The sequence below is a fragment of the Nonomuraea deserti genome, from assembly GCF_004348685.1.
Lineage (GTDB): Bacteria > Actinomycetota > Actinomycetes > Streptosporangiales > Streptosporangiaceae > Nonomuraea > Nonomuraea deserti.
Genome location: NZ_SMKO01000075.1, coordinates 16,125 through 42,533, shown reverse-complemented (window position 1 = coordinate 42,533; position 26,409 = coordinate 16,125). Strand labels below are relative to the sequence as shown.

27 protein-coding genes and 1 riboswitch are annotated in these 26,409 nt (G+C 70.4%); of the genes, 21 read left to right on the top strand and 6 right to left on the bottom strand.

The window, feature by feature from the left end:
• Both E1292_RS52825 and E1292_RS25725 read left to right on the top strand, forming a co-directional pair.
• Positions 1–186, top strand: a 186-nt coding sequence (locus E1292_RS52825) for a hypothetical protein (protein ID WP_220447059.1), incomplete at its 5' end; no start/stop codon positions are given.
• A gap of 22 nt (positions 187–208) precedes the next feature.
• Entirely contained in the window at positions 209–1,318 is a 1,110-nt protein-coding gene (locus E1292_RS25725) for a C40 family peptidase (RefSeq protein WP_132597772.1), read from the top strand.
• A 3-nt stretch (positions 1,319–1,321) separates the two neighbouring features.
• Here E1292_RS25725 and E1292_RS25720 read toward each other — a convergent pair whose 3' ends face one another.
• Entirely contained in the window at positions 1,322–1,819 is a 498-nt protein-coding gene (locus tag E1292_RS25720; protein ID WP_132342097.1) for an inorganic diphosphatase, read from the bottom strand.
• Between the two features lie 189 nt (positions 1,820–2,008).
• Between E1292_RS25720 and dacB the strand changes: the two genes are divergently transcribed.
• From dacB to E1292_RS25665, 11 genes are all read left to right on the top strand, one after another.
• Positions 2,009–3,409, top strand: coding sequence for a D-alanyl-D-alanine carboxypeptidase/D-alanyl-D-alanine endopeptidase (gene dacB, locus E1292_RS25715; protein WP_246090328.1), 1,401 nt, complete (start codon positions 2,009–2,011; stop codon positions 3,407–3,409).
• Positions 3,410–3,711: 302 nt separating this feature from the next.
• Positions 3,712–4,788, top strand: coding sequence for a zinc-dependent metalloprotease (locus E1292_RS25710; protein WP_181958293.1), 1,077 nt, complete (start codon positions 3,712–3,714; stop codon positions 4,786–4,788).
• 617 nt (positions 4,789–5,405) lie between these two features.
• The gene (gene tilS / locus E1292_RS25705) at positions 5,406–6,398 is read left to right on the top strand and encodes a tRNA lysidine(34) synthetase TilS (protein WP_132597770.1); all 993 of its coding nucleotides are present in this window, start codon (positions 5,406–5,408) and stop codon (positions 6,396–6,398) included.
• 10 nt (positions 6,399–6,408) lie between these two features.
• Positions 6,409–6,960 (top strand): hypoxanthine phosphoribosyltransferase, encoded by a 552-nt coding sequence (hpt, locus tag E1292_RS25700; protein WP_132597769.1) that lies wholly within the window; start codon positions 6,409–6,411, stop codon positions 6,958–6,960.
• Positions 6,961–7,208: 248 nt separating this feature from the next.
• Positions 7,209–9,203: an ATP-dependent zinc metalloprotease FtsH gene (gene ftsH, locus E1292_RS25695; protein ID WP_132597768.1), complete on the top strand. Its 1,995-nt coding sequence runs from the start codon at positions 7,209–7,211 to the stop codon at positions 9,201–9,203.
• Positions 9,200–9,778, top strand: a complete 579-nt coding sequence (gene folE / locus E1292_RS25690) for a GTP cyclohydrolase I FolE (protein WP_132597767.1) — start codon at positions 9,200–9,202, stop codon at positions 9,776–9,778. Before ftsH ends, folE begins: the two co-directional genes overlap by 4 nt.
• Before the next feature lie 58 nt (positions 9,779–9,836).
• Positions 9,837–10,694, top strand: coding sequence for a dihydropteroate synthase (gene folP, locus E1292_RS25685; RefSeq protein WP_165974735.1), 858 nt, complete (start codon positions 9,837–9,839; stop codon positions 10,692–10,694).
• Positions 10,691–11,137, top strand: coding sequence for a nuclear transport factor 2 family protein (locus E1292_RS25680; RefSeq protein WP_132332063.1), 447 nt, complete (start codon positions 10,691–10,693; stop codon positions 11,135–11,137). Before folP ends, E1292_RS25680 begins: the two co-directional genes overlap by 4 nt.
• Positions 11,127–11,489 carry a dihydroneopterin aldolase gene (gene folB, locus E1292_RS25675; protein WP_132597766.1) on the top strand — a complete coding sequence of 121 codons (363 nt, stop codon included), beginning with the start codon at positions 11,127–11,129 and terminating at the stop codon, positions 11,487–11,489. Before E1292_RS25680 ends, folB begins: the two co-directional genes overlap by 11 nt.
• Complete coding sequence (gene folK, locus E1292_RS25670; protein WP_132597765.1) at positions 11,489–11,992, top strand: 2-amino-4-hydroxy-6-hydroxymethyldihydropteridine diphosphokinase; 504 nt, start codon at positions 11,489–11,491, stop codon at positions 11,990–11,992. The genes folB and folK overlap by 1 nt, the downstream gene beginning before the upstream one ends.
• Complete coding sequence (locus tag E1292_RS25665) at positions 11,989–12,444, top strand: DUF3180 domain-containing protein (RefSeq protein ID WP_132597764.1); 456 nt, start codon at positions 11,989–11,991, stop codon at positions 12,442–12,444. Before folK ends, E1292_RS25665 begins: the two co-directional genes overlap by 4 nt.
• On the opposite strand, the gene E1292_RS25660 is transcribed toward E1292_RS25665, so the two are convergent.
• The 3 genes from E1292_RS25660 to E1292_RS25650 are packed head-to-tail and all read right to left on the bottom strand — an operon-like array spanning position 12,441 to position 14,891.
• Positions 12,441–12,626 carry a hypothetical protein gene (locus E1292_RS25660; RefSeq protein WP_132597763.1) on the bottom strand — a complete coding sequence of 62 codons (186 nt, stop codon included), beginning with the start codon at positions 12,624–12,626 and terminating at the stop codon, positions 12,441–12,443. The genes E1292_RS25665 and E1292_RS25660 overlap by 4 nt on opposite strands.
• Positions 12,619–13,749, bottom strand: coding sequence for an acyltransferase family protein (locus E1292_RS25655; protein WP_220447058.1), 1,131 nt, complete (start codon positions 13,747–13,749; stop codon positions 12,619–12,621). Before E1292_RS25655 ends, E1292_RS25660 begins: the two co-directional genes overlap by 8 nt.
• Positions 13,746–14,891, bottom strand: coding sequence for an NADH-quinone oxidoreductase subunit D (locus E1292_RS25650; RefSeq protein ID WP_132597762.1), 1,146 nt, complete (start codon positions 14,889–14,891; stop codon positions 13,746–13,748). Before E1292_RS25650 ends, E1292_RS25655 begins: the two co-directional genes overlap by 4 nt.
• A gap of 124 nt (positions 14,892–15,015) precedes the next feature.
• Between E1292_RS25650 and E1292_RS25645 the strand changes: the two genes are divergently transcribed.
• Positions 15,016–15,681 carry a DoxX family protein gene (locus E1292_RS25645; RefSeq protein ID WP_132597761.1) on the top strand — a complete coding sequence of 222 codons (666 nt, stop codon included), beginning with the start codon at positions 15,016–15,018 and terminating at the stop codon, positions 15,679–15,681.
• A gap of 2 nt (positions 15,682–15,683) precedes the next feature.
• Here the strand turns inward: E1292_RS25645 and E1292_RS25640 are convergent, their stop codons facing one another.
• The gene (locus E1292_RS25640) at positions 15,684–16,976 is read right to left on the bottom strand and encodes an aminotransferase class V-fold PLP-dependent enzyme (RefSeq protein WP_439331904.1); all 1,293 of its coding nucleotides are present in this window, start codon (positions 16,974–16,976) and stop codon (positions 15,684–15,686) included.
• Between the two features lie 53 nt (positions 16,977–17,029).
• Positions 17,030–17,145: riboswitch (SAM riboswitch) on the bottom strand.
• Positions 17,146–17,259: 114 nt separating this feature from the next.
• On the opposite strand from E1292_RS25640, the gene E1292_RS25635 reads away from it, so the two are divergent.
• Positions 17,260–18,036, top strand: a complete 777-nt coding sequence (locus E1292_RS25635) for a TerC family protein (RefSeq protein ID WP_132597759.1) — start codon at positions 17,260–17,262, stop codon at positions 18,034–18,036.
• On the top strand, positions 18,036–19,229 hold the full coding sequence (locus tag E1292_RS25630) for a cytochrome P450 (RefSeq protein ID WP_132597758.1): 1,194 nt from the start codon (positions 18,036–18,038) through the stop codon (positions 19,227–19,229). The genes E1292_RS25635 and E1292_RS25630 overlap by 1 nt, the downstream gene beginning before the upstream one ends.
• On the opposite strand, the gene E1292_RS25625 is transcribed toward E1292_RS25630, so the two are convergent.
• A complete protein-coding gene (locus E1292_RS25625) occupies positions 19,213–20,175 on the bottom strand; it encodes an SAM-dependent methyltransferase (protein WP_132597757.1) in 963 nt (320 codons plus the stop codon). The two genes, E1292_RS25630 and E1292_RS25625, sit on opposite strands and share 17 nt — an antisense overlap.
• A gap of 177 nt (positions 20,176–20,352) precedes the next feature.
• On the opposite strand from E1292_RS25625, the gene E1292_RS25620 reads away from it, so the two are divergent.
• The 5 genes from E1292_RS25620 (at position 20,353) to E1292_RS25600 (ending at position 26,367) form a co-directional block, all read left to right on the top strand.
• Positions 20,353–20,580, top strand: coding sequence for a chaplin family protein (locus E1292_RS25620; RefSeq protein WP_132510477.1), 228 nt, complete (start codon positions 20,353–20,355; stop codon positions 20,578–20,580).
• 403 nt (positions 20,581–20,983) lie between these two features.
• Entirely contained in the window at positions 20,984–21,874 is an 891-nt protein-coding gene (locus E1292_RS25615) for a Rossmann-like and DUF2520 domain-containing protein (protein ID WP_132597756.1), read from the top strand.
• Positions 21,875–22,117: 243 nt separating this feature from the next.
• A complete protein-coding gene (panC, locus tag E1292_RS25610; protein WP_132597755.1) occupies positions 22,118–22,954 on the top strand; it encodes a pantoate--beta-alanine ligase in 837 nt (278 codons plus the stop codon).
• An 83-nt stretch (positions 22,955–23,037) separates the two neighbouring features.
• Positions 23,038–25,581 carry an L-aspartate oxidase gene (locus tag E1292_RS25605; protein ID WP_132597754.1) on the top strand — a complete coding sequence of 848 codons (2,544 nt, stop codon included), beginning with the start codon at positions 23,038–23,040 and terminating at the stop codon, positions 25,579–25,581.
• Between the two features lie 3 nt (positions 25,582–25,584).
• The gene (locus tag E1292_RS25600) at positions 25,585–26,367 is read left to right on the top strand and encodes a type III pantothenate kinase (RefSeq protein ID WP_132597753.1); all 783 of its coding nucleotides are present in this window, start codon (positions 25,585–25,587) and stop codon (positions 26,365–26,367) included.
• Positions 26,368–26,409: the final 42 nt, after the last annotated feature.

Genomic DNA, 26,409 nt, shown 5'->3' with positions numbered 1-26,409 from the left:
CCGCACCCCCACCCCGACCACAACCCCGACCGTCACGGTGACGCCCACCCCGACCACTACCAAGCCGACGCAAACGGCCACCCCGCCGCACACCGGGGAACCCTCGTCAACGCCTACGGAAAGCGGCTGACCTGCGTAAACCCCTGTTACGCGCGGCAACTGCCGGGGACTGTGTGCATAGAGTGACCATCTGTTTCCAGGGGGACCTATGCGCGCATTCCGGGCTGGGCTGCTCGCGGGCTGCCTTCTGGTCGGCATGTGCCCGCCGGTCATGGCGGAGCCCGTCCCCTCCTCGCGCGACGTCAAGAAGGCCCGCCAGACCGTACGCGAGCGGTCGAAGCGGCTGGGGGAGACCAGCGCCAGGCTGGCCACCGCCCAGTCACGGCTCGGCCGGCTGGCGGCCGAGGTCGAGCGGCTGGTGGAGGCGTACAACGGGGAGCTCGTCCAGCTCCGGCGCGCCGAGCAGGCCAACGAGCAGGCGAAGGCGCGCCTCGCGGCGGCCGACGCCGAGGTCGAGCTGGCCCGGCGCGACGTCGCGCTGCTGGCGGCGGAGACCTACGGCGGCGCGGCGATGCGGGAGCCGTTCCTCGGCATCCTCATCGACCAGGGCGGAACGGACGGCATGCTGCACCGGGCGGGCGTGCTCGAGCACATGAGCAGTGAGCGGGCCGCGATCCTCGCCAGGATGCGCGACGCCCAGGAGGTCGCGACCATCCTGCGCATCCAGGCCGCCAACGCCTACAACGCCCACCGGGCCGCCACCGAACGCGCCAGACTCGCCAAGATCGCCGCCACGGAGGCCGTGGCCAGGCAGCGGCGCGACACGAAGGCACTGCGGGCCCGCGAGGAGCACCTCCAGCGCAAGGTCGACGCTGCCCGCACCCGCGCCCAGCTGCTGGCCCGCCGCAAGGCCGCGGCCGCGTCGCTCACCGGGCTCGTCTCGCGCGGCTCCGCACTGGGGGACGTCGCCGCCAACTGGGCGCTCACCCAGCTCGGCAAGCCGTACGTGTGGGCGGCCGACGGGCCCGAGACCTACGACTGCTCGGGGCTCACCATGCGCGCCTGGGAGAAGGTCGGCGTGCGGCTCGACCACTGGACCGGCACCCAGTGGACGTCCGGCCCGCACGTGCCGCTCGACCAGCTGCGCCGCGGCGACCTGGTGTTCTTCGGCCGCGTCACCGACGACCCCGGCACCATCCACCACGTGGGGATCTACGTCGGCCGGGGCCAGATGGTGCACGCGCCGCAGACCGGCGACGTCGTACGGGTCGCCTCGATCTACCGCGGGGACCTGGTGGGCGCCACCAGGCCCCGCTGACGGTCAGTGACCGTCGTGTCCCTCGTCCTTGGCCCGCCGGAAGGAGCGCTCGATCTCGGCCTCCGCCTCGATGCGGCCCACCCAGTTGGCGCCCTCGACCGACTTGCCCGGCTCGAGGTCCTTGTAGACCTCGAAGAAGTGCTGGATCTCCAGCCGGTCGAACTCCGACACGTGATGGATGTCCTGGATGTGGTGCATCCGCGGGTCGGTCGAGGGGACGCAGAGGACCTTGTCGTCGCCGCCCTTCTCATCGGTCATCCTGAACATGCCCACCGCCCGGCACGTGATGTAGCAGCCGGGGAACGTCGGCTCCTGCAGCAGCACCAGCGCGTCCAGCGGGTCGCCGTCCTCACCGAGGGTGTTCTCGATGAAGCCGTAGTCGGCGGGGTACTGCGTGGAGGTGAACAGGAGCCGGTCGAGCCTGATCTTCCCGGTTTCGTGGTCCACCTCGTACTTGTTCCGTTGCCCCTTGGGAATCTCTACGACAACGTCGAACTCCACCGCGGTCCTCTCTCATGGGTCGAGAGCACCTCGCCAGGCGTCTGGGGACACGATCACCTGCTTCCCCGGGGCCCGGTCCGGTCTTCTCTCCCCCGCTCAGCCCCCGGGCACCCCCGGCTGGGCGTTAATGTCTCGTAGGCGAACTCTGAAGAGAGGGCAGGCGACGTGGCGCGGCACGACAGGTGGGTGATGCTGACCACCCTCGTCGTGCTCCAAGCCCTGACCATCGTCATCGGCGTTTACGCGATGACCACCGGCTTCAGCCTCAGCGCGTTGACGGGGCAGTCTCCACCGGCCGGGCCGACGAAGTCACCGCAGGAAGAGTCTCCCCCCGTCCCCGTGGTCACCGCGGGACCTGTGCTGGCCCAGCTTCCGGTGAAGCCCGGAGACGGACCTCTCCCGACCAAGAGTACTTTGACGCGGCAGCTCACCCGCGCGCTGGGTGACCGGGCCCTGGGTGACAGGGTCGGCGCCGTCGTGCTCGACGCGGTCACCGGCCAGCAGATCTTCGCCTCCAACGCCGACGCCGCCTTCGTGCCCGCCTCGACGACGAAGATCGCCGTCTGCGCCGCCGCGCTCGCCTCTCTCGGGCCCGACACCCGCCTGACCACCAGGGTCGTCCAGGGCGCCAAACCCGGCACCGCCGTCCTCGTGGGCGGCGGCGACCCGCTGCTCGCCGGCCCCTCGGCCAAGCCCGGCTACCCGAAGCAGGCCTCGCTCCGCACGCTGGCCGCCCGCACCGCCGCCACGCTGAAGTCGCAGAACATCAAGAAAGTCACCCTTTCCTACGACACATCCCTCTTCGTCGGCTCAGCCAAGGCCGACGGCTGGAAGCCGAGCTACATCCCCGACGGCAACGTGGCCACCGTCCACGCCCTCGCCATCGACGAGGGCCGCCGGCACCCCCAATACAACGCCCCCAGAGTCGACGACCCGCCCCGATACGCCGCCAGCGCCTTCGCCAGGCTCCTCAAGAAGGAGGGCATCGCGGTCTCGAAATCCCTACGCCAGGCCAAGGCCCCCGCCGGCGCCGCCGAACTGGGCCGGGTCGACTCCGCCCCCATCTACGCCCTCGTGGAGCACACCCTGACCGAGAGCGACAACGACATGGCCGAGGCGCTGATGAGGCACGTCGCACTCAAGGAAGGACAACAGGCGTCGTTCGAAGGAGGAGCCAAGGGCGTGATCGCCGTACTCCAGCGGCTCGGGGCCGCCCAGGGCGTCGCCGCGCTCTCCGACGGCAGCGGCCTGTCCATCCGCAACCGCATCAGCCCCCACGCCCTGGCCAAGATCATCGCCATGGCCGGCTCCCCGAACCACCCCGACCTGCACGCCATCGCCTCAGGCATGCCGATCGCCGGCTTCTCCGGCACCCTCGGCAACGGCCGCCGCTTCACCGCCGCCGACAGCAAGGGGCAGGTCGGCCTCGTACGCGCCAAGACCGGCACCCTTAACAACGTCAACACCCTGGCCGGACTGGCCACCACGAAGGACGGGCGGCTGGTCACGTTCGCCTTCATGGCCGACCACGTACCGGTCAACGCCGAACCCGTACTCGACCGCCTCGCCGCCATCGTCGCCCGCAGCTAACATGGCGATCCTGCGGATCGTGGCTCGGTCGCTGGGGTCCGGTGTCTTCCCTCGTCGTTCGGTCGCTGCGCTCCCTGTCTCCTCAGTCCAGACACCGGCGCTCCCTCGCGGTGTTGATGGCGATCCTGCGGATCGCGGCTCGGTCGCTGGGGTCCGGTGTCTTCCCTCGTCGTTCGGTCGCTGCGCTCCCTGTCTCCTCAGTCCAGACACCGGCGCTCCCTCGCGGGTTTATGGCGATCCTGCGGAACGTGGCTCGGCCAGGACCTTCGCGGGCACGACGAGAAGCACGTACGGTGGACGTTATGCAGGTGATCGACTGGGATCTGGCCGTCACGACCGGCACGCGCCTGGTGCGCCCCGGTCCTCAGGTGAGCCGGGAGGAGGCCAGGCAGGCCGTCGCCGAGCTCCGCACCCTGTCACGTGAGGCCGAGGGCCACGTGCGCGAGTTCACGAAAATTCACACGGACACCGCGCCGCAGCCCGCGACCATCGTCGACCGGCCGGGCTGGATCAAGGCCAACGTCGAGGGCTTCCGCGTGGTGCTCGAACCCTTGACCCAGCGCATGGGCGGCGGCGACAACCCGCCACCCGCCATCGTCACGGCCGTGGGCTCCCGCATCACGGGCGTCGAGGTCGGCGCCGTCCTGGCGTTCCTGGCCTCGCGGGTGCTGGGCCAGTACGAGCTCTTCCTCCCGCCCGACCCGACGGGCGAGGAGCCGACGGGCCGCCTGACCCTGGTCGCGCCCAACATCGTCCACGCCGAGCGCGAGATGGGCGTCGACCCGCACGACTTCCGCCTCTGGGTCTGCCTCCACGAGGAGACCCACCGCGTCCAGTTCACGGGCGTGACATGGCTGCGCGAATACGTGCGGTCGCAGATGACCGAGTTCCTGCTCGCGTCCGACCTCGACCTGCCCACCCTGCTCGAACGCCTGCGCAACGCCGCCGACACGGTGGCCGACGTGGTGCGCGGCGGCGAGGGCAACCTCATCGACGCCATCCAGTCGCCCGGCCAGAAGGAGATCCTCGACCGCCTGACGGCCGTGATGACCCTGGTCGAAGGGCACGGCGACTACGTCATGGACGCCGTCGGCCCCTCGGTGGTGCCGTCGGTGGCCGACATCCGCGCCAAGTTCGCCCAGCGCCGCGAGGGCGGCTCCCGCCTCGACCGCACGGTCCGGCGCCTGCTGGGGATCGAGGTCAAGATGAAGCAGTACGCGGAGGGCTCGGCCTTCGTCCGCACCGTGGTCGACCGAGTCGGCATGGACGGCTTCAACAAGATCTGGACCTCGCCCGAGACGCTGCCGACGACACCGGAGATCTCCGACCCTGACGCCTGGGTCGCCCGCGTCATAGGCACCCCGGCCCTCCCTGCCTGACCCGCGCACCCGCCTTCCGCCGAAAGCGCCGCCGAGAACAGGACGCCGCGCCGCCCCTCCCGGAGCGCGCACGTGTCACGTCAACCTCCGGGGCCGCGCATGCGTCACGTTGCCCTCCGGGGCCGCGCACGTGTCGCGCCGCCCTCCGGGACCGCGCACGTGTCGCGTCGGCCTGCCGGTGCCGTGGACGCTTGACGGTACGCGGGTCTCCGAGGGGTGTGCTGGTCCCGCGCCCGTAGGTCCGGCGTCTTGCGTGCCAGGGGTTCCGGCGGGGCGGTCGCACAACCGGGTTGCCGCACGCCGGCCGGGTTGCTGCGGCAGCCACACTCCCTGCCAGGCGCCGTAGGGACGACCGCACTCCAACCGGGTCGCCGTAGCGACGGCGGACGCCAGGCGAGTTGCCGTAGTGACGGTCGCATCCAACCGGGTCGCCAGCGGCGGCCGCACTCCATGCAAGTTGTCGTAGGGGCGGTCACATTTCGACGGGGTTGCCGTTGGGGTGGTCGGAGGCCGTGTGGGTTGTCGCAGGGACGGCCGCACTTCGACAGGGTGGTCGTAGGGCGGGCGGAGGGCGTGCGGGTGGTCGCAGGAGCGGCGGGAGCCGGGAGAATGGGCCCGTGGGGCCACATCCAGCAGTAGCCGACGTGCGCAGGGTCGTGCGCGAGGCGCTGGCCGACGTCGAGGAGGGCGCGCTGGTCCTGGCGGCGTGCAGCGGCGGAGCCGACTCCCTTGCCCTGTCGGCCGCCCTGGCGTTCGTGGCTCCCAGGATGGGCCTGCGGGCGGGGGTGCTGACCGTGGACCACCGGCTCCAGCCGGGCTCGGCCGAGCGCGCCGAGACGGTGGCGGGGCTGGCCCGGGGGATGGGTCTCGATCCGGTGGAGGTGCTCACGGTGACGGTGGGCACGGATGGCGGTCCCGAGGCGGCGGCCAGGGAGGCGCGATACGCGGCGCTGGCCGAGGCGGCCGACCGGCTCCAGGCGCCGGCGGTCCTGCTCGGCCACACGAGGGACGACCAGGCGGAGACGGTCCTGCTCGGCCTGGCGAGAGGGAGCGGCCTGCGTTCGTTGTCCGGCATGGCGGTCAGGAACGGCCGCTGGCTCCGCCCGTTCCTCCACCTCCCGCGGGCGACCACGGTCGCCGCCTGCCGGGCGCTGCGCCTGTCTCCGTGGGACGACCCGCACAACGTGGATCCCCGCTACACGAGGGTCCGTGTCAGGAGGCACGTGCTGCCGGTGCTGGAGAAGGAGCTCGGCCCGGGGGTCGCGGAGGCGCTCGCGAGGACTGCGGGGATGGCGCGCGAGGACGCTGACGCCCTGGACCAGTGGGCGGAGTCGGCGTACCGGAATTGCGCTCTAAGCGATATCGGGGGGTCGGTCACGCTGTCCACGGCGGAGGTGGAGAAGCTGCCCGACGCCGTCAGGCGGAGGGTCCTGCGCCGTGCGGCCATCGCGGCGGGAGCACCGCCGGGAGCCCTGTCCGCCGCCCACGTGCTGGCCGTGGACCGGCTGGTCACGCGGTGGCACGGGCAGAAGGCGGTGGACCTGCCCGGGGGTCTGTCGGCCGTCCGGCGGTATGGCACCCTGATACTCGCCATCAGTCCCATCCCGTAAGGAACCACAGGTGGACGCTGCCGACATGGGCAATGACCTGGAGAAGGTCCTCATCTCCGAGGACGACCTCCAGGCCAGGATCAAAGAGCTCGCCGGCCGGATCGACGAGGACTATGAGGGCAAGGAAGTCCTGCTCGTGGGCGTGCTCAAAGGCGCGGTCATGGTGATGGCCGACCTGGCGAGGGCTCTGCACGTGCCCGTGCAGATGGACTGGATGGCGGTGTCGTCCTACGGCGCCGGCACCAAGTCGTCCGGCGTCGTGCGCGTGCTGAAAGACCTCGACACCGACATCCTCGACCGCCATGTGCTGATCGTCGAGGACATCATCGACTCCGGGCTGACCCTGCACTGGCTGCTGGAAAACCTGAAGTCGCGCAATCCGGCCTCGCTGGAGATCTGCGCCGCGCTCCGCAAACCTGACGCGGTGAAGGTGCCTATCGAGGTGAAATACGTCGGTTTCGACATTCCCAGCGAGTTCGTCATCGGTTACGGGCTCGACTACGCGGAGCGATACCGCAATCTGCCGTTCATCGGCACGCTCGCTCCGCACGTTTACACCTAGCAATCCAGCCGGCGTTCCCGGCGGGCCGGGAACACTGCGCAACGTGACGTACGTTGATAGGGCAAGACCGGTGTAGCGGGCGGGTCCCTCCGTGCGCTGTGCCGGTGTACCTTCGGACTTCTGAAGGGTGACCCCGTGTCCCCTTCGGGTAGTCAGAAGTCGCGGTGTCGGATGCCGCGGCCCCGGGGCGACCCGGGGTTCAAGGCCATGGTCAGGAAGGGACGGGCCCGCAAGGGGTTCCGCATCGGATGGATCTCAAGCGATTTACACGTGGGCCACTGCTGTGGATCCTGGGCATCGTCGTGCTGCTCCTGCTCGTCACCCAGCTCTGGAGCGGTGGCGGCAATTACAAGCCGGCCGACACGTCCCTGGTTCTCCAGCAGATTCGCGCCGGAAACGTCAGCAACGCCAAGATCATTGATAAGGACAACCGGATCGAGGTGACGCTGACCAACCCTGTCGTGGTGAAGGCCGGCGACGCCCCGACGAAGCTGATCCAGTCGGACTGGGTCACCGGTTACGGCAGCAAGCTGACCGACGAGCTCCAGGCTCAGGTCGACGCAGGCAAGACCAAGAGCTTCACCACCGAGGTGCCGCAGGAAAACTTCCTGGTGAGCCTCCTGGTGAGCTTCCTGCCGATCGTCATCATCGTGCTGATCTTCCTGTTCATCATGAACCAGATGCAGGGCGGCGGCTCCCGGGTGATGAACTTCGGCAAGTCGAAGGCCAAGCTGATCACCAAAGACACCCCCAAGACGACCTTCTCCGACGTCGCCGGCGCTGACGAGGCCATCGAGGAGCTCCAGGAGATCAAGGAGTTCCTGCAGGCCCCGGCCAAGTTCCAGGCGATCGGCGCCAAGATCCCCAAGGGTGTGCTGCTCTACGGCCCGCCCGGCACCGGCAAGACGCTGCTGGCCCGCGCGGTCGCGGGTGAGGCGGGCGTGCCGTTCTACTCGATCTCCGGCTCCGACTTCGTCGAGATGTTCGTCGGTGTCGGCGCCTCGCGTGTCCGTGACCTGTTCGAGCAGGCCAAGGCCAACGCCCCGGCGATCATCTTCATCGACGAGATCGACGCGGTCGGCCGCCACCGCGGCGCCGGCCTGGGCGGCGGTCACGACGAGCGCGAGCAGACGCTCAACCAGCTGCTCGTCGAGATGGACGGCTTCGACGTCAAGGGCGGCGTGATCCTCATCGCGGCCACCAACCGGCCCGACATCCTCGACCCGGCGCTGCTGCGTCCGGGCCGTTTCGACCGGCAGGTCACCGTCGACCGGCCCGACCTCGAGGGCCGCAAGGGCATCCTCAAGGTGCACGGGCGGGGCAAGCCGTTCGCCCCCGACGTCGACCTCGACGTCATCGCGCGCCGCACCCCCGGGTTCACCGGCGCCGACCTGGCCAACGTGATCAACGAGGCGGCCCTGCTCACCGCGCGGGCCGACCAGAAGCTGATCACGATGGAGCTCCTCGAGGAGTCGATCGACCGTGTCATGGCAGGGCCCGAGCGCAAGACGCGGGTCATGTCCGACAAGGAAAAGAAGATGATCGCCTACCACGAGGGCGGTCACGCGCTGGTGGCGCACGCGTTGCCCAATTCCGACCCGGTGCACAAGATCACGATTCTGTCCCGCGGCCGCGCGCTCGGCTACACGATGACGCTGCCGATGGAGGACAAGTTCCTGGCCACCAGGTCGGAGATGATGGACCAGCTCGCGATGTTGCTCGGCGGCCGCGCGGCGGAGGAGCTCGTCTTCCACGAGCCGACCACCGGCGCCTCCAACGACATCGAGAAGGCCACGGCCGTCGCCCGCCGCATGGTGACCGAATACGGCATGAGCGAGCAGCTCGGCGCCCGTAAGTTCGGCAGCGGCCAGGCCGAGGTCTTCCTCGGGCGCGAGATGGGTCACGAGCGCGACTACTCCGAGAAGATCGCCTCCACGATCGACGAGGAGGTCCGCCGGATGATCGAGACGGCGCACGACCAGGCCTGGGACATCCTGGTCGAATACCGCGACGTGCTCGACAACCTCGTGCTCGAGCTCATGGAGAAGGAGACCCTCTCCCGCGAGCAGGTCCTCCAGATCTTCAGCCCGGTGGTCATCAGGGAGCACCGCCCGTCCTACGCGGGCTACGGCAAGCGGCTGCCCTCCGACCGCCCGCCGATCCTGACCCCGAAGGAGCAGTCGGCCAACGGCTCGCTCAGCGCGGGCCACCAGGACGCCCTCCCGTCCGGAGACAGTGCGTGACTCAGCACGACATCGACCAGGGGCGGATCGAGAAGGCCGTTCGCGAGATCCTCTACGCCATCGGCGAAGATCCCGACCGCGACGGCCTCCTCGACACGCCCGCCCGGGTAGCCCGCGCCATGGCCGAGCAATATTCCGGGCTCGGCCAGACGCCTGAAGACGTACTGACCAAGGTTTTCGACGTCGACCACGACGAGATGGTGCTCGTCAGGGACATCGAGGTCTATTCGACCTGCGAGCACCACCTGGTCCCGTTCCACGGGGTGGCCCACGTGGGCTACATCCCCAACCAGCGCGGCGAGGTGACGGGCCTGTCCAAGCTGGCCCGCCTGGTCGACGTGTTCGCCCGCCGTCCTCAGGTGCAGGAGCGCATGACCTCGCAGATCGCCGACGCGCTCATGCGGGTGCTGGAGCCGCGCGGCGTCATCGTGGTGGTCGAGGCCGAGCATCTGTGCATGACGATGCGGGGGGTGCGCAAGCCCGGCGCCAAGACCGTGACCTCGGCCGTTCGCGGTGACTTCCGCACCAGCGACAAGACCCGATCCGAGGCGATGGCGCTGATCCTGGGCCGCTGACGACTGAACGGGGTACCCACGATGTCATCAGGTGTCCGCAAGCGCCTAGGCTTGGCCCATGACTAGCGTGCCCATGAACGTGCCGGGAGGTGCGGACCGGTGCCTCGTCATGGGCGTGGTCAATGTGACGCCCGATTCGTTCTCCGACGGCGGCCGGTGGTTCGACGAGGACGCCGCGATCCAGCACGGCCTCGACCTGGTCCGTGAGGGCGCCGACATCGTCGACGTGGGCGGCGAGTCCACCCGTCCCGGCGCCGCCAGGGTGTCGCTGCAGGAAGAGCTGACCCGGATCCTGCCGGTGATCAGGGCGCTCGACGCGGAGGGCGTGCGGGTCAGCGTCGACACGATGCGGGCCGAGGTCGCGAGGGCCGCGGTCGAGGCGGGCGCGCGGCTCGTCAACGACGTGAGCGGCGGGCTGGCCGACCCCGAGATGCCCCGCGCGGTCGCCGCGACCGGCGTCCCCTACGTCGTGATGCACTGGCGCGGCCACAGCCACGACATGGACAGCCGCGCCGTCTACGCCGACGTGGTCACCGAGGTGCGCGAAGAGCTGAGCAAGCGGGTCGATCTGGTGCTGGCGGAGGGCGTCACGGAGGAGCAGATCGTGATCGACCCCGGTCTCGGCTTCGCGAAGAACGCCGACCACAACTGGGCGCTGCTGGCCGGCATCCCGAAACTCGCCGAGCTGGGTTTCCCGCTGCTGGTGGGGGCGTCGCGCAAACGGTTCCTCGGCCGGCTGCTGGCCGGCCCCGACGGCACGCCCCGGCCGTTCAGCCGCAGCGACGACGCCACGCTGGCGGTGACCGCGCTGGCCGCCCACGCGGGCGCCTGGTGCGTGCGCGTGCACGAGGTAGGTCCCAATGCCGATGCCGTGCGCGTGGCCGCCGCATGGAAGAGAGCCGGAGCCAACACATGAGCGTCGACACCGCCGCTATCGAGACGGTGAACCAGGAGTTCTACACCGCGATCGAGAACGCCGATCTCGACAAGATGACCGAGATCTGGGCGGAGGACTCCGGTGACGAGCAGGTGAGCTGCGTGCACCCGGGCTGGACCCTGCTGACGGGCCGCTCCGAGGTGCTGCGCTCATGGGCGCTGATCATGGCCAACACCACCTACATCCAGTTCGTGCTGACCGACGTCAACACGACCGTGCTGGGTGACGTGGCCGTGCTCACCTGCGTGGAGAACATCCTCACCGCCGGCGAGGAGGGTGAGTCCAGCTTCGCCGCGGGCAAGGTGGTGGCCAGCAACGTCTACCTCCGCACCCCGCAGGGGTGGCGGTTGTGGATGCACCACGGCTCGCCGGTGCTCCAGAGCGACGACGACGAGGAGGAGGACGGCGAGCTTGAGCGCTGACCGCATCGCTCTCAAGGGTCTGCGGGCCAGGGGGAGACACGGCGTGCTCGCTGCCGAGCGGGAGCTCGGGCAGGAGTTCGTGATCGACGCGACACTGTTCCTCGACACCGCCCCGGCGGCGGCCGGCGACGACCTCACCAAGACCGTCCACTACGGCGAGCTGGCCGAGGCCCTCGTCAGGGTCGTGGAGGGGGAGCCGGTCGAGCTGATCGAGACGCTCGCGCAGCGGCTGGCCGACGTGTGCCTGTCCAGCGAGCTGGTACGCAAGGCCGAGGTGAGCGTGCACAAGCCGGCGGCGCCCATCCCGCTGCCGTTCGACGACGTGGTCGTGACGATCGAGCGGAGCCGCTGATGAAGGCCGTCATCGCCCTGGGGAGCAACCTGGGCGCCCGCTTCCAGACGTTGCAGGGCGCCGTCGACACCTTGTTCGACGCCCCTGGGCTGGAGTTCGTCCAGGCGTCCCCCGTCTACGAGACCGACCCGGTCGGCGGCCCGCCCGGGCAGCGCCCCTACCTCAACGCGATCGTGATCGCCGAGACCACGCTGGAGCCGGCGCGGCTGCTGGAGCGGGCGCTCAACGTCGAGGACGCCTTCGGCAGGGTCCGCGAGGAGCCGTGGGGGCCGCGCACTCTCGACGTCGACCTGATCGTGGTGGGCGAGTCCGTCAGCGACGATCCCGAATTGACGCTGCCGCACCCGCTCGCTCATGAGCGCGCGTTCGTGCTGGTGCCCTGGTCGAAGGCCGACCCTGAGGCGGTGCTGCCCGGGCGCGGCCGGGTGGCCGACCTGCTGGAAGGGCTCGACCGGCAGGGCGTACGCCTGCGCGAGGACCTGAAACTGCAGAGGCCGGATTGAGGCCCACACGCCCCGGCCATCTGGTCGGCATCCTCGTCGTCGTCGCGCTGCTCACCTGGATGGTGATCCAGCCCGTCTACTCCGACCTGCCGCTCATGCCGTGGACCGCGATCCCCACGGTGACGTTGCTGGCCATCGGCGAGGGCTACACCGCATGGCTGACCAAGGCCCGGATCGCGAGGAAGCCCGGCACGAAGCCGGTGGAGCCGATGTCGGTGGCCCGGCTGGCCGCGCTGGCGAAGGCGTCGGCGTACGCGGGGGCGGTGTTCGGGGGGATCTTCGCCGGGTTCGGGCTGCACACGGTGCAGTTGCTCGACCGGGAGACGCCGAGGGGCGAGTTCCTGGTCGCGTCGGGGTCGTTCGTGTCGTGCGTGCTCCTCGTCTGCGCCGCCCTCTACCTGGAGCACGCCTGCCGCATCCCCAAGGAGCCCGAGGAGCGGAAGCGCGACTAGTGCTCGCCGGAGAGGTCTCCGGTGCTGCGCCGGGCGCCCGCGCGGACACGGTCGCGCCACATCTCCCGGTGCAGGACGCGGAGCGCCCGGCGGATCACGTCGCTCGGCCGCTCGCCCTCCCGCAGCGCGGCACGGATGATCCGCTCGTCCTCGGCGGTGGCGTGGAAGCCGATGTCAGCCATGCTCCGAGCCTAGGGAGCGGCCGACGTCCTCGCCCCTCTTTTGACGCACAGGCGTACGGGGGCGCCGGCCGAAGAGGTAGATGACCGGCGCGGTGCAGATCAGCGGGCCGATGACGGCGATGGGACGCTCCAGCCACCATTTCAGGTCGGGCGGGATCCGGGTGCCCATGGTGCCGAACCACCACCACGACAACCCCAGCGCGATGGCCATTCCGGTGGTGTGGAAGAGGAACAGCGGCAGCGAGTAGCGGTTGATGAAGTCGTTCACCCGGCGCCAGCCAGGTCGCACCAGCACCCGCTCCATGGACGGCCGCAGCACCTCCACGAGCCCGATCTGGAAGAGCAGGAGGGCCACGATCACGAACGTGGGGGGCGCCATGTTCGACCACTTGTCGCCGGGCACGCCCACCATCGACCCGGGATAGATGCCCGAGTAGACCAGCCCGAACAGGGCGAACAGCCCGGTCCACAGCAGTCCCTTGTCATAGCGCCGGGGCAGCGCCACGACCCGGTCGTAGAAGAACCCGGCCTGGTGCGCCAGCCCCCAGACGATGATCATATTGAGCCAGCCCGCCGGGTCGACGCCGTAGCTGAAGCGCACCACGTCGATCACCAGGGCCGCGCCGCCGAGCCAGATCAGGGCGAGCACGTCGTAGCGGCTGTGCAGCCACAGCGCCACCGGCAGCAGCGCGATCAGCACCAGGTAGACGCCGAGGAACCACAGCGGGCTGAGCACCAGCACCACGACCCGCCACATCCAGTCGACGTCGAACGCCCACGTGACGGTGGCTCCGATGACGACCCACACGCCGGACAGGAACAGCGCGGGTAAGGCCAGCGCGCGGATGCGCCGCAGGACGAACGAGCCGATGCCGACGCCCCGCTCCCTGGCCCGGTTCCAGGACAGCAGGTGCACGTGGCCGCCGACGTAGAAGAACAGCGGCAGCACCTGCAGCAGCCAGGTGAGGATCCACAGGCCGGAGGTGAAGCCGAGCGGGCTGGTGGGCTCGGGGCCGTGTGGCTTCCATTCGAGGATGGTGAACGCCCAGTGCCACACCACCACGACGATCAGGCTCAGGGCGCGCAGCCAGTCGACGTACTTGTCGCGTTCCTGTGTCGTCACTTGTCGATGTCACCCACGACGAAGAACATCGAGCCGAGGATGGCGACCATGTCGGCCACCAGGTGGCCGGGCAACATCTCGCGCAGCACCTGGATGTTGTTGTAGGAGGCGGAGCGCAGCTTGAGCCGCCACGGCGTCTTGTCGCCCCTGGAGACGAGGTAGTAGCCGTTGATGCCGAGCGGGTTCTCCGTCCACGCGTACGTGTGGCCCTCCGGCACCTTGAGCACCTTGGGCAGCCGCTGGTTGATGGGCCCGGGGGGCAGCGCACGCAGCCGGTCGGCGCAGGTGTCGGCCAGGTCGAGCGAGACCTTGAGCTGGTCGAGCAGGACCTCGAAGCGGGCGTGGCAGTCGCCCGCGCTCCTGGTGACCACCTTGACGGGCAGCTCGGGGTAGGCGAGGTAGGGGTCGTCGCGGCGCAGGTCGAGGTCGACGCCGGAGGCGCGGGCGATGGGGCCGCTGACGCCGTACTGCATGATCTGGTCGTGGGTCAGCACGCCGACGCCCGTGGTGCGGGCCAGGAAGATGTCGTTGTGCAGGATGAGGTCCTCGATGTCGGGCACGCGGCGGCGGGTTTCCGCGACGGCCGCCGACACGCGGTCGAGCCAGCCGAGCGGCAGGTCCTCCTTGAGCCCGCCGACCCGGTTGAACATGTAGTGCATGCGCCCGCCGGAGATCTCCTCCATGACGGCCTGGATGCGCTCGCGCTCGTCGAAGGCGTAGAACAGCGGGGTGATCGCGCCCAGCTCCAGGGGGTAGGAGCCGAGGAACATCAGGTGGTTGAGCACCCGGTTGAGCTCGGCGAGCAGCGTACGCGCCCACACGGCCCGGACCGGCGGCTCCATGCCGAGCAGGCGTTCGGCGGCGAGCACCACGCCCAGCTCGTTGGCGAACCCCGACAGCCAGTCGTGCCGGTTGGCGAGCATGATGATCTGGCGGTAGTCGCGGACCTCGAACAGTTTCTCCGCGCCGCGGTGCATGTAGCCGATGATCGGTTCGGCGGTGGCGATGCGCTCGCCGTCGAGCGTCAGCCGGAGCCTGAGCACCCCGTGGGTGGACGGGTGCTGCGGGCCGATGTTGAGGATCATGTCCTCGGTGGCCAGTTCTTTCGCACCCGCGCCGATTCCGACCACACGTTCCGTCATACGGCCATGCTGCCACCGTCGTGGGTGTCGATCCAGCGCAGGGTGGACGGTCAAAGCTTGGTATGAAAATGCATCCTGAAGTCGGACATGGGGAGGGATATCTGGAACGGGGGGAGAAATCACCATGAAAAGAATATTGTTCGACGTCGCGGCCCTGATCGCGCGCGTGGTGACCGGCGTGATCTTCCTGGCTCATGGATGGCAGAAGTGGCAGGGCGGCCTGGGCGCCACCGCGCAGGGCTTCAGAGAAGCGGGGATCCCGCTGCCCGAGGTGGCCGCCGCCTACTCGACCGTCGTGGAGACCGTCGGCGGCATCTTCCTGATCCTCGGCCTGCTGGTCAGGCCGGTGGCGGTGCTGCTGCTGGTCAACATGCTGGGCGCCATCTTCTTCATGCACTGGGGGCCCAGCCCGTTGAGCGCCGACAACGGCTGGGAGCTGCCGGCCTCGCTGGGCACGCTGAGCCTGCTGTTCCTCGTGCTCGGCGGCGGCAGGTTCGGCCTGGACGGCATCTTCCACTCGATGTCGCGCAGGCGTGCCGAACGCCGTGCGGCCGAGGCGGAGCTCGCCGCCCACGCCCCTGCCACGCGGGGCACGACCACGACCGGCGCGGCCGGCGAACGGGCCGGCGGCCCGACGACGCCCGAGCCGGCGCAGGAGGAACCGCCCCACGTGCCCCGGCAGGCGAGCGCACCCAGGGACAGCAAGCTCAGCGACAAGGACATGCGGGACATCGATGCCCTGGTCGGCGACGAGCCGCCGCCACGCCGCGGCGAACCGCCGAAAGGCTGACCTCAGCGGGAGGTGAGGTCGCGCAGCGCCCCGATCAGCCGGTCCACGTGCTCCTGCGTGGTGCCGATGCCGATCGAGGCGCGCACCGCTGAGGCGGTGCCGTCCTCGCACCCGCCGTCGGCGTGCTCGTCACCGCCGCGCTCGACCAGGTGACGCACGAACGGGTGCGCGCAGAACTTCCCGTCGCGCACCCCGATGCCGTACTCGGCGGACAGCACCTCGGCCACCTCGCGGGCCGGGCGCCCGTCGACGGTGAACGACACGATGCCCACGCGCGGGTGGTCCTTGCCCCACAGGGACAGCTCGCGTACGCCCTCGATCGAGGCGAGACCGGCCCGCAGCCGGGCGATCAGCCGCTCCTCCTCGCGCACCAGCGGGGTCCACCCGGTGGCGGTGAGCGCGTCGCAGGCGGCGGCCAGCGCGATGGCGCCGAGCACGTTCGGCGTGCCCGCCTCGTGCCGCGGCTCCGGGTCGTCGTGCCACTCGACGGCGCCGGCCACCGACCGGACCGCGCCCCCGCCCTTCAGGTACGGCTCCGCCTCGGCCGGCCAGTCACGCCGCCCGATCAGCACGCCGGCACCGAAGGGCGCGTACAGCTTGTGCCCGGAGAAGGCCACGTAGTCGAGGTCGAGCGCGGTGAGGTTGAGCCGCCGGTGCGGTACGAACTGCGCGGCGTCCACCAGGATCCTGGCCCCGTGCCGGTGCGCGATGTGGGCCAGCGCGGCGATGGGCCACAGCTCGCCGGTGACGTTGGAGGCGGCGGTGACCACGAGCAGCTTGGGCCCGTCGATCGCGGCCAGCGTGGCGTCGGCGGCGCGCACGGCCTCGCCGGGGAAGGCGGGCGGCGCCAGCCGTACGGACCGGGGCCAGGGGAGGAGGGAGGCGTGGTGCTCGGTGTCGAAGACCACGGTGGTCGTGCCCTCGGGCAGGCAGCGGGCGAGCAGGTTGGTGGCGTCGGTGGTGTTGCGGGTGAAGATCACGGCGTCGTCCGGCCGGGCGCCGGCGAACGCGCTGACCGTGTGCCGCGCCTGCTCGTAGCGGGCGGTGGTGAGCTGCGAGGCGTAGCCCGCGCCGCGGTGGACGCTGGAGTAGGCCGGGAGCGCGGCGGCGACGGCCGCGCTGACCGGCGCGAGACAGGGGGCGCTGGCGGCGTAGTCGAGGTTGGCGTAGCTCACCAGCCTGCCGCCCTTGACCGGCACCTTGAGGTCGGCGCCGAGCACGGCGGGGACGCGCCGTTCCTCGATGGCGGCGGGGGTCTCGTCCGCCTGAACGTGCGCGGACTTGAAGATCGTCAGCGTGGACACGGCAATCCTCCTCGGGGTCGTCGGACCCCTGGAGCAGCCATCGGAGCCCGCGCTTGCCCGCCACACCTCGTGACGGACCAGGTCTTCACCCGGGGCACCCCGCCGCGGACGCGAGGGTTGCCGGCCAGCTAGCCGGGGCTTGTCGCTGGCACTCATGACCTACGTCAAGGACTATAACCCGTACCCGGGGATGGATCGCAAGCGGGCGAACTTATGGGGCATCCGAGTCGTTGCTACCGGGAGACCCGCCGTCACATGCCCTGGAGGTGCGTAAATGCTGGAATGGGTGGCCGACCCGCAGATCTGGATCGGCTTCTTCACCCTTGTCGCCCTGGAGATCGTGCTGGGGATCGACAACATCATTTTCATCTCCATCCTGGCGGGGAAGCTCCCACCGGAGCAGCGTGACCGGGCCCGGGTGCTCGGCCTGGCCGCGGCGCTGATCAGCCGCCTGCTCCTGCTGCTCGGGCTGTCGTGGGTGGTGCGGCTCACCGATCCGCTGTTCGCGCTCTTCGGCCACGACATCTCGGGGCGCGACCTGATCCTGTTGCTCGGCGGCCTGTTCCTGCTGGCCAAGAGCGTCACGGAGATCGGCCACAGCATGGAGGCGCCGCACGTCAAGGGCGGCAAGAAGGTCGCGGCGGCCTCCTTCACGTCCGTGATCCTGCAGATCATGGTGCTCGACATCGTCTTCTCGCTCGACTCGGTGATCACGGCTGTCGGCATGGTCGACGAGCTCGGCGTGATGATCGCGGCGGTCGTGGTGGCGGTGCTGGTGATGTTGTTCGCCTCCGGGCCGATCAGCAGGTTCGTCGACCGGCATCCGAGCATCAAGATGCTGGCGCTGGCGTTCCTCGTGCTGATCGGCGTGTTGCTCGTCGCCGAGGGTCTCGGCCAGCACATCCCCAAGGGTTACATCTACTTCGCGATGGCGTTCTCGGTGGTCGTGGAGCTGCTGAACATCCGCATGCGCGCCAGGCACGCCAGGCAACAAGAGGAGACGGAGGAAGCCACTGCCGCGACGGCGGATTCCGCTCCTAAGATGAAATGATGCGCTTTGATCCCTGGAATCCGGATTTCGTGGCTCACCCGTACCGCGTCTACGAGGAGCTGCGGCGCGAGGCTCCGATCAGCTACTTCGAACCGACGAACCAGTGGCTGATCTCGCGCCACGCGGACGTCAACGCGCTGCTCAGAGACCGCCGCCTGGGCCGGTCCTACCTGCACGTGGCCACGCACGAGGAGTTCGGCAGGCCGCCGGAGCCGGAGTTCCAGGAGCCGTTCTGGCGGGTGATCAGGGCGGGCATGCTCGACGTGGAGCCGCCGGTGCACACGAGGCTGCGCCGGCTGGTCTCCAGGGCGTTCACGCCGCGCATGGTCGAGTCGCTGCGCCCCCGCGTCCGCGCCATCGCCCAGGAGCTGGTGGACACGTACGTGGCCAAGGGCGGCGGCGACCTGATCGCCGAGGTCGCCGAACCGCTGCCGGTCACCGTGATCGCCGAGATGCTGGGCATCCCCGACCAGGACCGCCACCTGCTGCGCCCCTGGTCGGCCGACATCTGCGGCATGTACGAGCTCAACCCCGCCCCCGAGGCCCAGCACACCGCGGTCCGCGCGGCGGAGGAGTTCGCCGGCTACCTCAAGGCCCTGGCCGCCGAGCGCCGTCCGTGCCCCGGCGACGACCTGGTCAGCGCGCTCACCCAGATCGCCGAGCTGACCGAGGACGAGCTGGTCGGCACGTGCGTCCTGCTGCTCAACGCCGGTCACGAGGCCACCGTGAACGTGACGGGCAACGGCTGGTGGTCCCTGTTCAGGAACCCCGCCGAGCTCGTACGGCTGCGCGAGGACCGCTCGCTGCTGCCCACGGCCGTGGAGGAGCTGATGCGCTGGGACACGCCGCTGCAGATGTTCGAGCGCTGGGTGCTGGAGGACATCGAGGTGCACGGCGTGGAGATCCCGCGTGGTGCGGAGGTGGCGCTGCTGTTCGGGTCGGCCAACCGGGACCAGTCGGTGTTCGACGACCCTGACAGGCTCGACGTCGGCCGTGCCGACAACCCGCACATCTCCTTCGGCGCCGGGATCCACTTCTGCCTGGGGGCGCCGCTGGCCAGGATCGAGCTCGTGGAGTCGTTCGGCGCGCTCCTGGACCGCGCGGCCACGCTGGAGCTGCGGCAGGAGCCGGAGTGGAAGCCCGGCTACGTCATCCGCGGCCTGCGGTCCCTGGAGCTCACCGCGACTGGCTGAGCCAGCCGAAGCCGCCGAGGCCCGACGGGTCGATCAGCTCGCCCTCCTCGGAGGCTCTGGCCAGGGCACGGAGGTAGCCGCGCGGATCGACGCGGGCCAGGTCGACGGGCGGCCTGGCGCCGGTGATGCCGAGGGCCTTGAGTGCGTCACGCTGTGTGGACAAGGTTGTGGATATCGCACCGGCCCTGCGGCCGGCCTGCGCGCACGCGTCGAGCGCGACATGCGCCGTGATGTCGCAGGTGCCGTCGGGGACGGGGGTCACGACCGCGCCGTCGCGGTATCCGGTCAGGGTGCCACAGGGCGGACGGTTATCCACAGGATGTGCATAATCGATGGCGATCGCTCTGCCTTTGACGAGGCGTGCCAGAACCGAGGCCCAGGCTCCGTCGCGGGGTCGGCCGATCTCCGCGCGCGCCCCCACCCGGCACAACGGCCACCATCGTTCGAGCCATGCGCGGTCGGCAGGCTGGGGCGGGTCGCCGAGCCGCTCCTCGCCGGTGTGGACGTCGACCATGATCAACCGCGGACCCTGCGGGGTCTGCTCCACCACGTCGAGCGGGACGTTGTCGAGCCATTCGTTGGCGATGGCCAGCCCGGTGACGGCGGCGGGCAGGTCCGGGCGCCAGCGGATCCGCTCGGGCACGCCCTCGGGCCGGGGGCAGAGGTCGACGGCGGTGATGCGCAGCCGGTCGCGCAGCCCGGGCTCGGCGGCGGCCAGCACCTGGGTGACCAGCGTGCCTTCGCCCGCGCCGATGTCGACCAGATCGAGCACGCCGGGGGAGCCGAGCTCGGCGTCCACCTCGGCGAGCAGCGCCAGCACCGCGTCGGCGAACGCGGCCGAGGCGCTGACCGAGGTGCGGAAGTGGCCAGAAGGGCGTTCGCGGAGGTAGAAGCCCTCCTCGCCGTAAAGCGCACGCTCGGTCGCGGCGCGCCAGGTGAGCCACATGTCTGGACTATCTCATGACTTCGGCCAGGCACAGCGCGTTATCGAAAGACTACTGGCAGTCCCCTGCTTGGGGTAACGTTGACCCGTTGTCATGGGGGATCACTGTCCGTTGCGATCGGTTCCCCTGTCGCGCACATTCCCGCGGCCCAGGCGGCCGCGCAATCGAGAGGAGCCCTCATGCTGAAGAAGGCCATGGTCGTCGCCGGAGCCGTCGCGATGTTGTCCCTCGCCGCCCCCGCGCACGCCGACATCACCAGCGGCGCAGGCGGCATCGCCTCGGGCAACCAGCTGCACCTGCCCATCGCCATCCCGGTCAACGTCTGCGGCAACGCGGTGGCCGTCATCGGCGGCGCCCTCGCCGGCTGCAAGGGCGGCGCCTTCGCCCACGTGCCCAGCCACCACTGAGTGAGGCGAGCCCGGGCCGGCGCAGGCCGGCCCGGGTCCGTCCGGGCTGGTCAGTCGGCGGTCGGCCATGCCCGGTGCACCTCCAAGGGGTTCACATCTTTCGCGGGCGTCGGGTCCAGAGGACGGATTCGGCGCCCGCTGCCATGCGATGAACCCCTCTCCTCATCTCTTCCGACAGGGGGTGCGTTTTTTGTATGCCCTTGTCGCTTTTGTCGTTAACTCAACGCGCGGCAAAGGCACGGTCACATGCTCGGCTCTGATAGGCCGTTACCCTGGTCGGCAACGCCATCACGAAAAGAAGCCCGCATCAGCGAGCTGCCGCCATGGTGCCGTCCCTGGTCGAGACCCGTGAGCGGCAGTGCGCGCAGCGGATTTCTCGTTCGCAGTCGACAGGGGTGACGTCATGGACGCGGGTGATCGCCCGGCACGGCTGACCGTCGGCGTGCTCGGCGCGGGCAAGGTCGGCTCGGCCCTCGGGGCCGCGCTGGCGCAGGCGGGTCACCGGGTGGTGGCCGCCAGCGGGGTGTCCGACGCCTCGCAACGGTGGGCCGCCGACCGGCTCGGCGTCACGCCGACCCGGCCCGACGAGGTCGTGGCGGCGGCCCAGCTGATCCTGCTCACCGTGCCGGACGACGCGCTGCCCGACCTGGTCAACGGGCTGGCGTCCACGGGAGCCGACCTGCACGGCAAACTGCTGGTGCACACCAGCGGGGCGTACGGGCTGTCGGTGCTCGACCCGGCGGCCGAGGCCGGCGCGCTGCCGCTCGCGCTGCACCCGGTGATGACGTTCACCGGCCGCGACGACGACCTCAACAAGCTCACCGGCATCTCCTACGGCGTGACCGCGCCCGACGTGCTGCGTCCCATCGCCGAGGCCCTGGTGATCGAGATGGGCGGCGAGCCGGTCTGGATCGCCGACGCCGACCGCCCGCTCTACCACGCGGCGCTGGCGGGAGCAGCCAACCACATGGTCACGCTCATCGCCGAGTCGTCCGACCTGCTCGTACGCATCGGCGTCGACCACCCCGGCCGGATGCTGGGGCCGCTGCTCGGCGCCGCGCTCGACAACGTGCTGCGGCTCGGCATCGCCGGGCTCACCGGCCCTGTGGTGCGCGGCGACGCCGGCACCGTGCGCAAGCACGTCGACGCGCTGATCCTGGCCGCTCCGGAGGCGGCCGACGCCTACATCGCGCTGGCCAGGCTCACGGCCGACCGGGCCCTCGCCGCAGGACTGCTCAAACCCGAGGAGGCGGAGCGGCTGCTCGACGCGCTGGGGGGCAATATATGGACTTGACCCACGAGGGAGCTGCCGTCGCCTGGAGGAGTGGCGGGAGCGTAGCGACCAGAGCGGGGGAAGGTGGCGGCATCAAGGGTGACCGAGTCCGCCTTCACGGAGTGGAGGCCATGGGCACGAGGGAGCTGCCGTCGCCTGGAGGAGTGGCGGGAGCGTAGCGACCAGAGCGGGGGAAGGTGGCGGCATCAAGGGTGACCGAGTCCGCCTTCACGGAGTGGAGGCCATGAACAGGGAAGGGGCATCATGGAGCTGATCGTCGCCAGGAACCGGGAAGATCTGGTCAAGGCGCGTGGTGGTGGCGAGGTGGCTCTGGTGCCGACCATGGGCGCGCTGCACGAGGGGCACAGGGCGCTGATCAGGCAGGCCCGCGCTCGCGCTGATCATGTCGTGGTCAGCATCTTCGTCAATCCTCTGCAATTTTCCCCTGATGAGGATTTTTCGCGTTATCCCCGTACATTCGAGGCGGATCTCGACGCGTGCCGTGCCGAGGGTGTCGATGTCGTGTTCCACCCGGCCATCGAGGACATGTACCCGCCCGACCGCCAGGTGAGCGTCTCCGCCGGCCGGATGGGCGCGATCGTCGAGGGCGCGGCCCGGCCCGGTCACTTCGACGGGGTGCTCACCGTGGTGCTCAAGCTGTTCAACGTGGTCCTGCCCGACCGGGCGGTGTTCGGGCAGAAGGACGCCCAGCAACTCGCCCTCATCCGCCGCATGGTCGCCGATCTCGACCTGCCGATCGAGATCCTCGACGTGCCCACCGTGCGCGAGCCCGACGGCCTGGCCCTGTCCAGCCGCAACCGGTTCCTGTCCGACGACGACCGGCGGGTGGCGCTGGCGCTCTCACGAGCGCTGCGGGCGGGCGCGGCCGAGCTCACGCCGTCCGGGATCCGCGCGGCGGCGCGGGAGGTGCTCGACACGGCGGGGCCCGGACTCGATGTCGACTACCTGGTCCTCGCCGATCCGGCCACCTTCGCCGAGGTGGACGACACGTACGAGGGCATGGCCGTGCTCGCGGTGGCCGCCAGGGTCGGGACGACGCGCCTGATCGACAACGTCAGCGTGACGTTGAACCGCGTCTGAGCCTCCGGGCACCCCGGGGCGAGCTCATCAGGAGCGAGGGGTTATCGTCATGTTGACGAGATCGTCCCAGTGAGGAGACCCCCATGAGTGCACCGGCGATTCCCCTGCGTCTGACCGCCCCTGCGCCTGGCTGGACCGTCGAGGCCGACGTGGTCGTCGTGGGCTCGGGCATCGCGGGGTTGACCGCGGCCCTGCGCCACGCCGAGCTGGATCCGGCGGCCAAGGTCCTGGTCGTGACCAAGGACGTGTTGTCGGCCGGCTCGACCCGGTGGGCCCAGGGCGGCATCGCAGCCGTGCTCGACCCGCAGGACACTCCCGGCGAGCACCTGAGCGACACGTTGCTCGCCGGGGTGGGGTTGTGCGACGCGGCGGCCGTGCGCACGCTGGTGACGGAGGGACCGGGCGCGTTGCGGCGGCTCATGGCCCGCGGCGCGCGGTTCGACCGGACCTCCGACGGCGAGCTCCAGCTCACCAGGGAGGGCGGCCACCGCCGGCGGCGGATCGTGCACGCGGGTGGCGACGCCACGGGCGCGGAAGTGCAGCGGGCGCTCGTCGAGGCGGTCCGCGCGGGGTCGATCGAGGTGATCGAGCACGCTCTGGTGCTCGACCTGCTCCAGGACGCCGAGGGCCGGGCCAGGGGCGTGACGCTGCACGTCATGGGCGAGGGCGCGCGCGACGGGGTGGGCGCGGTGCGGGCCAGGGCCGTGGTGCTGGCCACCGGCGGCATGGGCCAGGTCTACGCCGCCACGACCAACCCCGCCGTCTCCACCGGCGACGGGGTGGCGCTGGCGCTGCGGGCCGGGGCCGTGGTGCGCGACCTCGAGTTCGTGCAGTTCCACCCGACCGTCCTGTGGCTCGGCCCCGCATCGACCGGGCAGCAGCCGCTGATCTCCGAGGCGGTCAGGGGCGAGGGCGCGTTCCTGGTCGACCACGAGGGGGAACGGTTCATGCGCGGCGAGCACGAGCTGGCCGACCTGGCGCCGCGCGACGTCGTGGCCAAGGCGATCATGCGCAGGATGCGCGAGACCGGGCGCGAGCACGTCTACCTCGACGGCCGTCACTTCGGCCGCGACACGTGGGAGACCCGCTTCCCCACGATCTACGCCGTCTGCCGCGAGCACGGCATCGACCCGGCCGCCGAGCTGATCCCCGTCGCTCCCGCCGCCCACTACGCCAGCGGCGGCGTACGTACGGACCTGCGCGGCCGCACCTCCATCGAGGGCCTGTACGCGTGCGGCGAGGTGGCCTGCACGGGCGTGCACGGCGCGAACCGGCTCGCCTCCAACTCCCTGCTCGAAGGTCTCGTCTTCGCCGAGCGCATCGCCGAGGACATCCACCGCGTACGCCCCGAGCCGGGCGACCCGGTGGACGGAGAGGCGGCGCCCGGGCTGGTGGACCCGCGGGCCCGTCCCAGGATCCAGGGCCACATGAGCATGGGGGCGAGCGTCCTGCGCAGCCGCGAGTCGCTGCTCGTCACGGCGAAGGCGCTGCGGGACGCCCGCTGGACGCCCGTCGCGGTGCCCGCGTGCACCGAGTCCTGGGAGGCCACCAACCTGCTCACCGTCGCCACCGTGCTCACCGGCGTGGCGACGGCCAGGCTCGAGACCCGCGGCTCACACTGGCGCGAGGACCACGACACCCGCGACGACGACGAATGGCTGGGTCACCTGGACGTGACCCTGACGGAGGAGGGCCCGCGTATGACGTACACGCCTCATGGGGACGCGAGTTCACGGCGGCTCGATGACAGGGAGGCCGCGGCACGGGAGCTGGCCGCGGCCGGGCTCGATCCGGCCGGCGTGGCCGCGCTGATCGACCGGGCGCTGGAGGAGGACCTGCGGGAGGAGGGTGACGTGACGAGCCTGGCGACCATCCCGGCCGACCGGCGCGCGGTCGCCGACGTGGTGGCCCGCAAGGACGGCATCGTCGCCGGGCTGGCCGTGGCCGAGGCGGTGTTCGTCCGGCTGGGGGCGGCCCGTTCGGAGCGCAGGGCCAAGGACGGCGAGCGGGTCAGGGCGGGCGACGTGCTGATGACCGTCGAAGGGCCGGTCAGGGCGCTGCTGACGGCCGAGCGTACCGCGCTCAACCTGCTCACGCACCTGTCCGGGGTGGCCACGCTGACCGGCAGGTGGGTCGAGGCGATCAGCGGCACGGCGGCGCGCGTGCGCGACAGCCGCAAGACGCTGCCGGGGCTGCGGGCGCTGGAGAAGTACGCCGTGCGCTGCGGCGGCGGCGTGAACCACCGGATGTCGCTGTCGGACGCGGCCCTGATCAAGGACAACCACGTGGTGGCGGCGGGAGGCGTGGCCGAGGCGTTCAGGGCGGTGCGAGAGCGCTATCCCGACCTGCCGATCGAGGTGGAGGTCGACCGGCTGGACCAGCTGGAGGCCGTGCTCGACGAGGGCGCCGAGGAGATCCTGCTGGACAACTTCACGATCGAGGACACCGCGCGTGCCGTACAAATCGTGAAGAAGCGGGTGGGAAACAGGGTTGCCCTTGAAGCCAGCGGGGGATTGACCTTGGAATCGGCTCGTGATGTGGCCGACACTGGCGTGGACTACCTTGCGGTGGGAGCGCTTACGCACTCGGCGCCGGCCCTGGACATCGCACTGGATCTGCGGGGGTAATTGATGCTGCTCACGATCGACGTCGGCAACACGCACACGGTGCTGGGGCTGTTCGAGGGCGAGGACGTCATCGAGCACTGGCGGCTGGCGACCGACGCCCGCCGCACCGCCGACGAGATCGCGGTCGTGCTGCAGGGCCTGCTGACACAGTCGCCGCTGCTCAAAGGGGCCGACATCGACGGCATCGCCATCTGCTCCACCGTGCCGAGCGTGCTCAACGAGATGCGCGAGATGTGCCGCCGCTACTACGGCGACGTGACCGCGGTGATCGTGGAGCCGGGCATCCGCACCGGCGTCCCCGTACGCATGGACAACCCCAAGGAGGTCGGCAGCGACCGCATCGTCAACGCGCTGGCGGCCATCGACCAGTACGGCGGCCCGTGCGTGATCGTCGACTTCGGCACCGCGACCTCGTTCGACGCGGTGTCGGCCAAGGGCGAATACGTCGGCGCGGTCACCGCGCCCGGCATCGAGATCTCGGTCGACGCGCTGGCCGCCGCCGGGGCGCAGCTGCACAAGGTCGAGCTCGTACGCCCCCGCTCGGTGATCGCGAAGAACACGGTCGAGGCCCTGCAGGCGGGCATCATCTACGGCTTCGCCGGCCAGGTCGACGGCATCGTCGAGCGCATCGCCGCGGAGCTGGCCGACGACCCCGACGAGGTGACGGTCGTGGCCACCGGCGGGCACGCGGGGCTGGTCGTGGGCGAGTCGCGCTCGATCGACGTGCACGAGCCGTGGCTGACCCTCATCGGGCTGCGGCTGATCTACCACCGCAACGTGGCGTGAGACCTGGACGAGTCACTGCGGTTCGCCGGATCCCCTACCCTT

Coding starts and splice junctions, on each gene's coding strand:
- E1292_RS25725 (WP_132597772.1), top strand. CDS start 209: ATGCGCGCATTCCGGGCTGGGCTGCTCGCGGGCTGCCTTCTGGTCGGC.
- dacB (WP_246090328.1), top strand. CDS start 2,009: ATGCTGACCACCCTCGTCGTGCTCCAAGCCCTGACCATCGTCATCGGC.
- E1292_RS25710 (WP_181958293.1), top strand. CDS start 3,712: ATGCAGGTGATCGACTGGGATCTGGCCGTCACGACCGGCACGCGCCTG.
- ftsH (WP_132597768.1), top strand. CDS start 7,209: ATGGATCTCAAGCGATTTACACGTGGGCCACTGCTGTGGATCCTGGGC.
- folP (WP_165974735.1), top strand. CDS start 9,837: ATGACTAGCGTGCCCATGAACGTGCCGGGAGGTGCGGACCGGTGCCTC.
- E1292_RS25680 (WP_132332063.1), top strand. CDS start 10,691: ATGAGCGTCGACACCGCCGCTATCGAGACGGTGAACCAGGAGTTCTAC.
- folK (WP_132597765.1), top strand. CDS start 11,489: ATGAAGGCCGTCATCGCCCTGGGGAGCAACCTGGGCGCCCGCTTCCAG.
- E1292_RS25660 (WP_132597763.1), bottom strand. CDS start 12,626: ATGGCTGACATCGGCTTCCACGCCACCGCCGAGGACGAGCGGATCATC.
- E1292_RS25650 (WP_132597762.1), bottom strand. CDS start 14,891: ATGACGGAACGTGTGGTCGGAATCGGCGCGGGTGCGAAAGAACTGGCC.
- E1292_RS25645 (WP_132597761.1), top strand. CDS start 15,016: ATGAAAAGAATATTGTTCGACGTCGCGGCCCTGATCGCGCGCGTGGTG.
- E1292_RS25635 (WP_132597759.1), top strand. CDS start 17,260: ATGCTGGAATGGGTGGCCGACCCGCAGATCTGGATCGGCTTCTTCACC.
- E1292_RS25630 (WP_132597758.1), top strand. CDS start 18,036: ATGCGCTTTGATCCCTGGAATCCGGATTTCGTGGCTCACCCGTACCGC.
- E1292_RS25625 (WP_132597757.1), bottom strand. CDS start 20,175: ATGTGGCTCACCTGGCGCGCCGCGACCGAGCGTGCGCTTTACGGCGAG.
- E1292_RS25620 (WP_132510477.1), top strand. CDS start 20,353: ATGCTGAAGAAGGCCATGGTCGTCGCCGGAGCCGTCGCGATGTTGTCC.
- E1292_RS25615 (WP_132597756.1), top strand. CDS start 20,984: ATGGACGCGGGTGATCGCCCGGCACGGCTGACCGTCGGCGTGCTCGGC.
- panC (WP_132597755.1), top strand. CDS start 22,118: ATGGAGCTGATCGTCGCCAGGAACCGGGAAGATCTGGTCAAGGCGCGT.
- E1292_RS25605 (WP_132597754.1), top strand. CDS start 23,038: ATGAGTGCACCGGCGATTCCCCTGCGTCTGACCGCCCCTGCGCCTGGC.
- E1292_RS25600 (WP_132597753.1), top strand. CDS start 25,585: ATGCTGCTCACGATCGACGTCGGCAACACGCACACGGTGCTGGGGCTG.